This window comes from Luteolibacter arcticus (genome assembly GCF_025950235.1).
Classification (GTDB): Bacteria; Verrucomicrobiota; Verrucomicrobiia; order Verrucomicrobiales; family Akkermansiaceae; genus Haloferula; species Haloferula arctica.
This window is the reverse complement of sequence record NZ_JAPDDT010000018.1, coordinates 70284-82333: the sequence shown is the minus strand read 5'-3', so window position 1 is coordinate 82333 and position 12050 is coordinate 70284. Positions and strand designations below refer to the sequence as shown.

The following is a 12050-nucleotide window of genomic DNA, read 5'->3' as shown; positions in this document are numbered from 1 at the left end:
CTCCTCATGACTCCCAAATGCCATTCGCTCGGCGTCCTCACCGGACTTGCCGCCGCAGTCACCAGCACTGCCTTCGCCGCCCAGATCGACGTCATCACCACGCTCGCGCCGCTCAACAGCACCGTCGGTAGCGGTGTCAACGGCGTGAACGCCCTGACCACCAGCCAGACCTGGACCAAGAACAACGATTATTTCCTTACCGACAAAGTCTTCATCCCGAACGGCGTGACGCTCACGATCGAACCGGGCACCAAGATCTACGCCTCCACAAGCGACCCGAACGGAACCCCGACCAACAGGGCTGACGACAAGGTGGGCAGCCTGGTGGCCGCCCGTGGTGGTCGCCTGGTAGCCGACGGCACCGCCGCGGAACCGATTGTCTTCACTTCCGTCCGTGAGTGGGAAGTGGCCAATGGTGTCGATTCTCCCTTCGATGCCGATGCTGCGGTCGGCCCGGCTCCTACGGCGACCGACGCAGGTCTCTGGGGTGGCGTGGTCCTTCTCGGCAACGCCTACATCTGCCACCTCGACGGAACCACCGGCAATAACCTCGGAAATGCCGTGATCGAAGGGTTCGTCCCCAGCTCCTCGCCGTCCGACGACTCGGATGCACCAGCACTGCCGGACGCCATTGAGTACGGCTTCGACTCCTCCAGGCCGCGGGACGACGACGACGACAGCGGAGTTCTGCGCTATCTCTCCATCCGTCACGGCGGGTACGAGTTCGACGCGGGCAAAGAGATCAATGGTCTGACCCTTGGTGGCGTCGGTGCCGGGACCGTCATCGACCACATCGAGGTCTATGCCAACCAGGACGACGGCATCGAATTCTTCGGCGGCACGGTCAGCACCAGCCACATCGTGCTGGCCTTCAACCAGGACGACAGCTTCGACTTCGACAGCGGTCACACCGGCCGTCACCAATTCCTCTTCTCGATCCAGAATCCAGGCTTCGCCGACGGCGGCTGGGAAGCGGACGGGATCGAAGGCACCACCGCCACTCAGCCGGCCTATGATGCCGCGTTCAGCGACGTCACAAACAAGGTCTTGAAGGCAGGCATCACCCTCAGCAAGCCGATCGTTTACAATGCGACTCTCATCGGCCCGGGACGTGCCAACACCTTCTCCGCCATCGCCCAGAACTTCGGCCAGGTGCTTACCGAGAAGGGCAACTACGGCCTGATCTTCGACGACTACTTCAATGGCGAGCTTTACAACTCGGTTATCGACGACTTCTCCCAGGATGCGCTGTTCCTGCGCGACTCGGCAAACAAGAGCACCGGCGCGACCGCTGCGATCGCCCACAATACGATCGGTCGCTTCGGCTCTGCGGTGAACCCGCAGGCCGACACTGCGACCGCCGCAGGAACCATCACGGCGGGCGGCGACATCGCCGTGACCGTGACCGGTGCCTTGGTCGCCGGCTCCCCGCTGACCGTGAACGTCCCCGCAATCACCGGAGACACGGCTGCGGTTTGGGGCGGCAAGGTGCGCGCCGCCTTGGCCGCGCTTCCTGCGATCAACAACGACTACAACGTCACCGGATCGGGCGCTGCCATCGCCATCTCGACCAAGGTTAATGCCGCCAACGACGGCACCCTCAACATTGCCTTGGCCAACGGCAGCACCACCGGCGTGACCGCGGCACCGACGAGCGCCAATACCGTCGCCGGCGGCGGATCGGCGAGCGTGACCGTGGGAACCAATTCCAGCTACGTCACGGGCTCCAACACACCGAACCTGATTTATAACGCCATCAGCAGCGCGGTGCTCGACAACAACTCGCCGTCCAACACCGACCCTGGCTACACCGCCTACACCCGGGATGGGGGCAACTTCCTGACCGCCGTGGACCCTCGTCCGGCTTCAGGTTCGCCATTGCTCAAAACCAATGGCGCGACGCTGAAGTCCGGTGCCCCGGTGCCGGTGGACTACCGAGGTGCCTTCGGTGACTACAACTGGGCAGCCGGTTGGACCAAGTTCTCCGCCACCGGCGTCCTCCAGGGCGCAGGCGAGAACACCGGCGGCGGCGAGCCTCCGTTCGCCGATATCGACGAAGACGGCGTCGATGACGCGCTCGAAGTCACCCCCGCACTCGTGGCACTCGGCTTCGAAGTCGGCACCGACGATACCGCCCTGTTCGCCTCCATCTACACCACCGACGCGATCGAAGATCTCGTCACCGGTAACCAGATGATCGTTCAGAAGGTCGGCGACCAGGTGACGCTGAGCATCCCGGTCTTCCGCTCCACCACGCTGGAAACCTTCACCCCGGCGCCTGCCCTTGATGCGACCTTCACGGGTGCCCCGGACAAGGAGTTCTACCGCATCGAGATCCCGACCGCCGAATAAGCGAAGCGGGCTCTCTGACGAAACCGTCACATCGGGGTCATCGGCAAATGCCGGTGGCCCCGTTTTTCTTTCCACCGCTACACGCCATGCGCCTTTCCCGACTGATTCCCGGTGTCATTTTCGCCACCTTCCCCTTGATGGCGCAGGAGACGAAAGCTCCTGCCCGCGGTGCCGACGAACTCCGCGGCTCCGTCCGCGAATGGATCGAGACGATGCAAAAGATCCAGGCCGAGGAGGACGCCTGGGAGAAGGACAGCGAGGTGCTCCGGAGCTACAAGGAGGGCCTGGAGAAGGAAATCGAGGATCTCAAGGAGCAGATCGAGCGTGCCAAGACCCGCAAGGAGGGGGGCGACAAGCAATCGCTCGACAAGCTCACCGAGCGTGACCGCTTCGCCGCCGCCCAGGAGGAACTTGCGAAGCAGGTCCGGGTCCTGGAGCAGGAGCTGGCCGTGAAGCTGCCGCTGTTTCCCGCGCCGCTCCGCCAGGAGGCGAAAGTCGCGGTGGCCGTGGAGTCATTGCAGAAAAGTCTCCAGCTCCCGCCAGACAAACAGGGCGAGGATGTCTCCAAACGGCTCTTCAACGCCATCGAACTGCTCGCCGAGGTCGAGAAATTCCAGCAGCAGGTGCACCTGCATTCCGAGCTTCGCACGGACCCGCAGGGCCGCGAGTTCAAGATGCAGGTCGTCTATTTCGGATTGGCCATGGCGTATGGGGTGAATGAGGACGGCAGCTTCGCCGTGGTCGGCCGGCCGGAGAAGGACGGCTGGAAATTCACCGATCGCCCCGACCTCGCGCCGCAGATCCAACAACTCGTGACGTCCGCCGGCAGCGAAAAGGACGCCACCTTTACCCAGCTTCCGCTCGTCCAACCATGATCCACCGTTTTGTCATCGTGTCCTTGATCGGACTCGCCTCGTCCGCCCTTGCGCTTGGTCCCGCGGAGAACATCCGCGACTCGATCAAGAAGGCAGGCGATGAATTGCTCTCGACCAAGAAGGAATACTCCGACCTCCGCCTCGCCCTCTATCGCGAGGTCAACAAGCTGGACGACCAGGTCGTCTCGCTGTCGAAGGAACTCCGCACACTGGAGCGCGACGAGGAATTGCGCACCTCCAGGATCCGCACGCTCGAGCGCGAGGTGGAGACCCGGAAGGCCGATGTGATCTACGCATCCGGAGTGCTCAACCAGTATGGAAAGGCCATCGTCTCCCGCCTGCATCCTGCGGAGCACCAACTCTACCGCACCGAGATCGAAGGCCTCGACCAAAAGGCCACCGCGTCCGCTCAGGATCCGCGGGCCGAGGTGACCGAGCGCTTCAAGATCCTGGACATCGGCCTCAAGCGCCTGTCCGCTCTCGCTGGCGGTAGCAAGTTCGACGGCAAGGCGCTCGGCAGGGCCGGCCAGGCGATCGAGGGCAAGCTGTTTCTCGCCGGCCCCGCGGTTCTTTTCGCCTCCGCGGACAAGGCCTTCGAAGGTGTCGCCTCGCTTGCCGACACCGGCGCGAACCTGGCCTCCATCGTTCCTCTGGCCGACACCAACGGCACCATCGCCAAGGCCATCGAAACCGGCGAAGGCAATGTCCCGCTCGACGCCACCGGGGGCCGTGCCATCGAACAGGCGCTGAAGAGCGGCGGCAAGACCCATGGCGGCGCGATGGAACACGTGATGCTCTTCGGCGACATCGCGAAGAACATGATGTTCGACGGCTGGATCGCCATCGGCATCTGCGTGCTGATGATCGCGGTCGGCTGGACCGTCGCCGCGCGGAAATTCTTCTACCTGAACTCCGTCCAGAAGGGGAACGCGGAGTTCCTGCGCCAGTGGCATCTCCTTTCCTCGGACCTCACCGCGCTGGATCACGCCAACGAAGCCAGTGTGAAGAGCTTCGGCGGGAATGCCGACGCGTCCATGCAGGCGCTCCTCGAGAAATCGCCTTTCTTCGATATCTATCACATCGGGTCGGAGGAAATCCGCCACCGGCTTGCGCAGGACCGCACCCACCGGAAGGGCCTCACCGGCCGCTCGATCCAGGCGATCCGCGCGGCGCTCGATGCCGGCCTGGTGCGGGTGCAGCACAAGCTCACCAACGGCCTCGTTTACCTCACGATCAGCATCGCCGGTGGCCCCTATGTCGGCCTGCTGGGCACCGTCGTCGGGGTGATGATCACCTTCGCGATCATCGCGAAGTCCGGGGAAGTGGATGTGAACTCGATCGCGCCCGGGATTGCCTCCGCGCTTCTCGCGACCGTGGCCGGTCTGGTCGTCGCGATTCCTGCGCTGTTCGTCTATTCCTATCTCAATACGCGGATCAAGGACATGGTCGCCGAGATGCACGTCTTCATCGACGAGTTCGTCGCGAAGATGGCCGAGTTCTATCAAGGGTCCGAAAACTCCGGCGCGGTTTCGCGCTCCATCGAATAAAACGCCATGGCTTCCGCAGACGACAAGACACCTGACGACATCAACGTCACGCCGATGGTGGACCTCTACCTGGTGCTGCTCCTCATTTTCATCGTGATGACCGCCGCTGGCGTGCAGGGGATGAAGGTGGAGCTGCCGAAGGCTTCCAAGAGCGCCTCCAAGAATCTCAGCGTCCCGAAGATCCAGGCCATCACCGTGGATGCGGAGGGCAAGATCCAGCTCAACACGACGCCGGTCACGCTGGATGAGCTCGAGACCAAGCTCACCGCGATGAAGGCAACCGTGACCGACATTCCGGTGGTGGTGCGCGGCGACACCGCCGCACGTTATCGCGAGGTGACCGATGTGCTCAATGTCCTCGGCCGCCTGGGCATCGACAAGATCGGTCTGGCCACGCAGAAGCCGCAGTAAATGACCGCCCGCCGCCAGCCCCCGAAGCCGAAGAGCCAGCATCGCAAGCTGATTGCCATCTTGCTCGGCATCGTCGTGGTCGGGGGGATCGCATCGTTCGTGCTGCGGGGCGGGAAGAAGGAGGAATCCAAGGAAGAGATCGTGATCGTCGATCTCAGCCCGCCTCCTCCACCTCCTCCTCCGCCGCCACCAGTGGAACCGGAGAACCTTTCCGAGCCGGAAGAAATGGATGAGTCCGAGGATATTGCCGAGGCGGATGCGCCCGAGGAGATGTCGGATGAGCCTTCCGATGACATCGACCTGGGACTCGATGCGGCGGACCTAGCCTCGGGCCCGGGCACCGGGAGCTTTGTCGTGAGCGTACCTCGCATCGGCGGCCGCCGTGGCGGCGGTGGAAATGGCGGGGGAGGGGGCATGATGGATGATGTCGATGCCCCGCCGACGCCGGTCAGCAAGATCCAGCCGAACTACCCGAGCACGCTGCTCAGCAAGGGAATCGGCGGCAAGGTGCTGGTAGCCTGCGTGGTGGATGAAACCGGCAAGGTGGTCTCTTCCTCGATCAAGCAATCGGCCCATCCGGAACTCGACAAGGCCGCTGTGGCGGCAGTGTCGAAATGGAAATTCAAGCCGGCCCAAAAGGGCGGGCGCAATGTCCGCGCGAGCTGCGTGGTGCCATTCAACTTCGAAGTGAAGAAAAGCTAACAGGAGACGCAAGACTTGAAGACTCTAGACACAAGACCGGGGTGGCGGCACATGGCGATCACCGTGTTCGCCGCACTCATGGGGGCCGCAGCGCAGGCCGAATCGATCACCGCGCCGCCGATCCTGTTCCGCGATCCGAAGTTCGTGAAGGAGTTCGTCGGCAGCTACGGCATCCTTTCCGACATTGAGCCCAAAGTTTCGGCCGATGAGCAGGCGCTGCTTTCCAAGGTCCAGGAACTGTTCGGCCAGAGCCAGTTCAAGGCGGCCGAGCAGGAGATCGTGCGCTTCATCAAGGAGGTGGAGGCCCCGACCGATCCGGAGAAGAAGCCGGGCGACATCAGTGCGACGATGGTCTTCGTGCTGGGCAATCTCTACTTCTCCTCCGACCGCCCGGATGAAGCGCGCCGGGCCTTCCTCGAGGCGATCCGCCGCTTCCCGCGCTTCCGTCGCGCGCACACGAATCTCGGGTATCTCTACATTTCCCAGAACAAGCTGGAGGAAGCGCTGCCGGTGCTCCAGAAGGCCGTCGAACTCGGCGAGAGCAGCCCGCGCACCTACGGCATGCTCGGCTACTGCTATCTCCAGCAGAAGAACGCCCTCGCGGCCGAGAACGCCTACCGCCAGGCCTACCTGCTCGACCCGAAGAACCGTGACTGGAAGGTCGGTCTCACCCAGGCGCTGATGCAGCAGGACCGGCTCGCCGAAGCGACTAGCATGCTCGACACCCTGATCGCGGAGAATCCCGAGGACCGCCAGCTCTGGCTCCAGCAGGCGAACGCGCTGATCGGCCAGGACAAGAAGATCGATGCCGCGGTAAACTTGGAAGTGCTGCGGTTAAAGGGCCTCGCCACCGAGAGCGAGCTCAACCTGCTCGGCAATCTCTACATGGAGCAAGGCGAGGCGCAGCTCGCCCTCTTCGCCTATCTGGATGCGATCGAGAAGTCGCCCAAGCTCGACGTCCCTCGCGCCCTGAAGTCCGCCCGCATCCTGAACGACTACGGCTATCCTGAGAAGGCCGAGGCTTTCGTCAACAAGGTGGCGACGGTTTCCACGCTGAGTTCGAAGGATCACTTCGACCTCGATCTGGTGCGCGTTCGCATTGCCCAGAGCGCCGGTGAGCGAGGCAAGGTAGGCGATCTCCTCCGCGACCTGTTCGCCCGCGATCCCGGCAACGCCGAGGTGCTGCTGGAGCTTGCGAAGAACTACGACGCGATTGCAAAGAACGAGGAGGACGAAGCCAAACGCACGACCCAGCTCGGCGAGGCCAAGTCCCACTTCAAGCTCGCGCTGGAGAAACCGGACGTGGCCTATCAGGCGAACCTAGGACTCGGGCAGTTGCTGATACGGGAGAAACAGTATGTCGAGGGCCTCCCCTATCTGGAGCGCGCCCTTTCCCTAAAGCCCGGCGACAAAGCCAGCCTGGAGCAATACATCAGCCGCGTGAAACGCGCCGCCGACCGCGAAACCCTCCGCAAGGAGCGCGAGGCCAAGGAGCGCGCGGAAGCCAAGTGAAGACGCAAGACTTGAAGACTCAAGACACAAGACTGGAAGCCATGTCGCGCAACCTTTCCCCGATGAATCCCATGCACGCCTTGCATCTTGGAGCAACCCTTCTCCTGATGGCGTCTGCCCATGCCAATGACGCGCTCGACGTGCTCGAAGGCAGGAAGGAAGCCGCCGACGTGCCGCTGCCCCCCGCCGCGGAGGATGCGGTGGCCGAGGAGGTCACCATGCTCTCCGACGAGTGGGCACCGAGTCCGCTCGATCCCGTATGGTCGCGTGCCGTCCTGTTTGAAGATCCGTCGAATCCCTGGGTGCAGCAGCTTGCCATCAGCGGACTGTTTCACTGGAGCGGTGCCTGGGGCCAGGCCACGCCGGAAGGCGGAAGGGAGGTCGATCTCGATGGCACCCGCACCCGCCGCGCACGGCTGGGAGCCCGGCTGCGCGCCTTCCGGAATACCGAGATCGAAGCGGTGGCCGAATTCGCCGGCGACTCGAACTACAACGGGATCGAGCGCTTCAAGGGCACCACGCGCTTTCTCGACAATGCCTTTGTCAGCTACGGGAAGATGCGTCCCGGCTTCACCGCGGAGTACCGCACCGAGCCGCAGCATCTGCTGACGCCGGAGCGCTCCTTCCTGACGAACATGGTCGCGCCGGCCAGCACTCTCGGCCTGATGGTCGGCCAGGACACCGACCGCTGGGACTGGGGGCTCGGTTGGTTCTCCTCCGACAACGACTCCAATATCGGTGGGATCGAGGGCGACGGCTTCCTGCTTGCCAACCTCGCCTACGAAACGGTGACCCGGGGGGAAAGCGGTGGACCCGTCCGAAGCCGCTGGCATCTAGACTACATCTACAATTTCGACAATGAGAGCAGCCCGGCCATCCCGCGCTACAACGTGGCCGGCCGCCGTTCGTCCAATGGCAACCAGCTCATCGCGAGGAATCCCGCCTTCCGCCACCTGATTTCGACGGGCATCGAGGTCGAGCAAGGGAACCTCGGCTTCAGCGGTGACTTCATCCTCGCCAATGGCAACACCAATGCCTGGGGCGTCTCGCTCACGCCGAGCTACTGGGCGCTGCCCGGCACCTTGCGCATCGTGGGCCGCTACCATTACGCGGATACCGACGATCCGGCCGGTCTCGTGGGTGGCATGGGGGTGAGCTCCGATCCCTACTTCGACTCGAGCCCCGTATTCGTGGGGGACGAGTATCATTCCTTCTATCTGGGAGCGAACCTTCACCTCTATAAGGACGAGCTCGTCATCATGAATGGTATCGAACACGTGCTGCTGAAGGATCAGCAAGGCGCGGGCTTCGATACCGATGCGTGGATCTGGCACTCGGGTGCCCGGCTTTCCTTCTGACCCAACTTCCTGCTGTGAAAGTCCTTCTCCTTTCCCTCATCCTCTCCGCCTCCGCCGCTGCCTTTGATGAGCAGGCATTTGGTGCCCGGCTCAATGGCTGGACGCGCGATGGGTCCGCCCGCTATTCGCTCGATGGCCAGCGCTACCGCACGACCAAGCCGGTAGTGACCCAGTCCCAAGACGGCGGTGAAACGGTGCGCATCACCGTCCTCCACCAGGCGAATTCGTGGGCCGAGGTGCCACTCGATCTCGAAGTCGCCTTCGCTCCCGACGGCCGAGCGCAGTCATTCCGCATCACGGGCAAGCCGCGCGGGAAGAAGGTCGATACCGGACTTGTCTCGCGGCCTGATGCTCCTGCCGCCGTCGAGAGCCAGCCGGCTCCGTCCTTCGAACCGGTGGCGGAGATGAAGCAGCAGCTTTTCGAGGCCTTCGAATCGCAGGTCGCCCAGGCAGCGGCCGAGAAGGACACGCGGAAGCGTGACCTGCTGGCGAGGATCTACGGCCCCGAGCCGATCGATGTCGCCGCGCTTTCCGCAGGCCTCCGCTACAATCTGGACCTGCTCCTGCGCCTGCCGGTGGTCGGCAAGTAGGGGTCGATCATTTCCGGGAAACGCCGCGCTTTCCCTCGTCCGGGTCTGGGCTAGCTTGCGGCATGCCGAAGCTCCTCATTCTCCCGGGCAGTGCCCGCCGCGGGTCCGTCAATTGCAAGCTCGCCGCAGTGGCCGCGCAACTCGCCACCGAAGCCGGCGCAGAGGTCGAACTCATCGACTCGAATGACTATGAGCTGCCGCTCTTCAATCAGGACCTCGAAGACGCCGAAGGCTTGCCGCCTGCTGCAAAGGAACTGAAGGCGAAGTTCACCGCCGCCGATGCCATCGTCTTCGTCTCACCCGAATACAACTCCTCGATCACCCCGCTGATGAAGAACTTCATCGACTGGGTGAGCCGCACCGAAACGGACGACGAGCCATCGCTCTCCGCCTATCGCGGCAAGGTCGCCGGCCTGCTCTCCGCCTCGCCCGGCGCGCTCGGTGGACTGCGTGCCCTGGTTCACCTCCGCTCGATCCTCGGAAACATCGGCGTGCTCGTTGTGCCGAAGCAATTCGCCCTCAGCGGTGCCCCGGATAAGTTTGACGAGAGCGGCAAGCTCACCGACGACTCCGCCCTGAAGTCCGTCCGCGGCGTCATCCGGGACGTCATCTCGCTCGCCACGAAGCTGGCGTGACCGCCCATAAGGAGTGTCGACATCCCGTCGACACGGCGTGACAGAATTTCCACGCTCCTTAAGCCCCAACGGGGCGAAATCCCTCAGCCCGGGCCAAGCGCGGCGCTGCCCCGGGTTCACCGTCACCCACAACGGGCGCCCCAAAAGGGCGCGATAAGATGGCGGCCACGAACATTCCCAGACAGCCCTCCGCCATCTTCCCCGTATCGCCCCCAATGCTCTCCCGCCTCATTCTTTCCCTGGCCCTCATCGCGCCCCTCGCCGCGGAGGAATTCGTCCCGTTCCAACCCGCACAAGCGCGCCTCTTTCTCCGCGTCCCGGCTGAGGCCGCACCCTTGAAGGAGGCCTCCGTTTCCATCGGCGAATGCCTTCCGGGCAACTATGAGGAGACACCGGAGAAGCGGGCGCGGCTCACTGACATCACGTTTCCGATCACGTGGTGGAAGTGGAAGGAAGTCGTGGTGAAGTTCACGCCGTCGCACGATGGCACGCTGGAGCTCGATCTGAATGGCCCGTGGGGCGAAGCGCGGCCCGGCGTGCTGCGCCAGATGGAAGTCCTCTGGGACGATCTATCCGCAAAGGGCGCGGCACTCTCTAACGGCAGCTTCGAGGAAGAAGCTGAAGGCAAGCCCGCCGGCTGGGATTCACCATGGCGCCCCTATCCCGCTGCCTCCGCATGGCCGCTTGCCGGCCGCGAAGCCGTGAAGGGCAAGCGCGTCGCCGCGTCATGGCATGGGCGTCCGCTGGTGACGAAGCTGGAGGTGAAGGCCGGGGTGCCGGTGACCCTGACCATTCACACACGTGCCGCGACCACGCCGGACTTCAAGGCTCCGAGGATTTTGTCCGCGGACACACCCGCCCATCGCGCGGCTGCCAAGCTCAAGCGCGGCGTGAACTTCGGTAATGGCTGGGAAGCCGAGCCCGGCACCTGGGGCATCAAGTACGACAGCAAGGACGTCGATCTCGTCGCGGACCAGGGCTTCGATCACATCCGCGTGCCGGTCGCGTGGCATTTCCATCTGGAGAATGGCGCGATCAAGCCCGCCCTGCTCGCCGAGCTCGAACCGGTGCTGACGCGCGCCATCGAACGCAAGCTCATCGTCCTCCTTAACTGGCACCACTACGAGGCACTGGTGAAGGAGCCCGAGGCGAATCGCGCCGCCTTCGCCGCCGGCTGGAAGACCATCACCACCCACTTCAAAAGCTGGCCCCCGGAACTCTACCTGGAACTGCTCAATGAACCGAACGGCGCGCTCGATCACGACACTCTAACAAGAGTCCACGCCCAAGCCATTGCCGCGATCCGCTCGGTCAATCCGCAGCGCATCATCCTGGTGAATCCGCCGCAGTGGGCGTCCGTCCCGGGACTCGATCGCTATTTTCTGCCGGATGGCGATGACCGCATCATCACCAGCATCCACAGTTACGAGCCCTTCCAGTTTACCCACCAGCGTGCCGGCTGGGTCGGCTTCCAGGATCTACGAGGAATCTCGTACCCGGGGCCACCGGCCACACCCGTCGCGGTGCCGGATTCTCTGAAGGAAAACGCCGGCCTCGTCTCGTGGCTCGATGCCTACAATACCCGCAAGGGCACCGACAATCCCTGCACCGCCGCCACCTTTGAACTTTTGTTAGACGATGCCACCGCGTGGTCGAAGCACTTCGGCCGGGCCATCCACATCGGCGAGTTCGGCTGCTTCAAGGAGGCCGACGCCGCCAGCCGCACCCGCTACATCCGCGACTTCCGCCTCGCCGCCGAGAAGCGCGGCATCCCATGGGCCATGTGGGACTGGAAAGCCGGCTTCGGCTACTGGGATGCGGAGCAGGGGAAGCCGCTGCTGCGCGAGGCATTGTTCGGGAAGTGATGTCGAGCCGATCAAGGGGCCGGCTCATCCATCTGCCGATGGAAGTCGGAGGATGATCGATGAGCGGCAGGATCCGGATGCCGCGAGCGAGCGGGCTTTCTAAGGAAGGCCCCGAATTCATTCATGCGATTTTTTTTCGGGGGGCTGTCCTTTTCTCCCGGGAATCTCGTTTGCTGGGCTGAACTGCCGTTTTCCATGAACGA

Annotated in this window: 10 protein-coding genes; all 10 read left to right on the top strand. The window is 63.5% G+C overall.

The window, feature by feature from the left end; genetic code table 11:
• Positions 1-6 precede the first annotated feature (6 nt).
• The 10 genes from OKA05_RS25270 to OKA05_RS25225 all read left to right on the top strand — a co-directional run bounded on the left by OKA05_RS25270 (position 7) and on the right by OKA05_RS25225 (position 11847).
• The gene (locus OKA05_RS25270; protein ID WP_264489998.1) at positions 7-2352 is read left to right on the top strand and encodes a beta-helix domain-containing protein; all 2346 of its coding nucleotides are present in this window, start codon (positions 7-9) and stop codon (positions 2350-2352) included.
• Positions 2353-2438: 86 nt separating this feature from the next.
• Positions 2439-3227 (top strand): DUF3450 family protein, encoded by a 789-nt coding sequence (locus tag OKA05_RS25265; protein ID WP_264489997.1) that lies wholly within the window; start codon positions 2439-2441, stop codon positions 3225-3227.
• On the top strand, positions 3224-4774 hold the full coding sequence (locus tag OKA05_RS25260; RefSeq protein ID WP_264489996.1) for a MotA/TolQ/ExbB proton channel family protein: 1551 nt from the start codon (positions 3224-3226) through the stop codon (positions 4772-4774). The genes OKA05_RS25265 and OKA05_RS25260 overlap by 4 nt, the downstream gene beginning before the upstream one ends.
• A gap of 6 nt (positions 4775-4780) precedes the next feature.
• Entirely contained in the window at positions 4781-5185 is a 405-nt protein-coding gene (locus OKA05_RS25255) for an ExbD/TolR family protein (protein WP_264489995.1), read from the top strand.
• Positions 5186-5887 carry an energy transducer TonB gene (locus OKA05_RS25250; protein WP_264489994.1) on the top strand — a complete coding sequence of 234 codons (702 nt, stop codon included), beginning with the start codon at positions 5186-5188 and terminating at the stop codon, positions 5885-5887.
• A 63-nt stretch (positions 5888-5950) separates the two neighbouring features.
• Positions 5951-7399 (top strand): tetratricopeptide repeat protein, encoded by a 1449-nt coding sequence (locus tag OKA05_RS25245; RefSeq protein ID WP_264489993.1) that lies wholly within the window; start codon positions 5951-5953, stop codon positions 7397-7399.
• A gap of 71 nt (positions 7400-7470) precedes the next feature.
• Entirely contained in the window at positions 7471-8757 is a 1287-nt protein-coding gene (locus OKA05_RS25240) for a putative porin (protein ID WP_264489992.1), read from the top strand.
• 14 nt (positions 8758-8771) lie between these two features.
• A complete protein-coding gene (locus OKA05_RS25235) occupies positions 8772-9347 on the top strand; it encodes a hypothetical protein (protein WP_264489991.1) in 576 nt (191 codons plus the stop codon).
• 62 nt (positions 9348-9409) lie between these two features.
• Positions 9410-9982, top strand: coding sequence for an NADPH-dependent FMN reductase (locus tag OKA05_RS25230; protein ID WP_264489990.1), 573 nt, complete (start codon positions 9410-9412; stop codon positions 9980-9982).
• Positions 9983-10197: 215 nt separating this feature from the next.
• Positions 10198-11847, top strand: coding sequence for a glycoside hydrolase family 5 protein (locus OKA05_RS25225; RefSeq protein WP_264489989.1), 1650 nt, complete (start codon positions 10198-10200; stop codon positions 11845-11847).
• Positions 11848-12050: the final 203 nt, after the last annotated feature.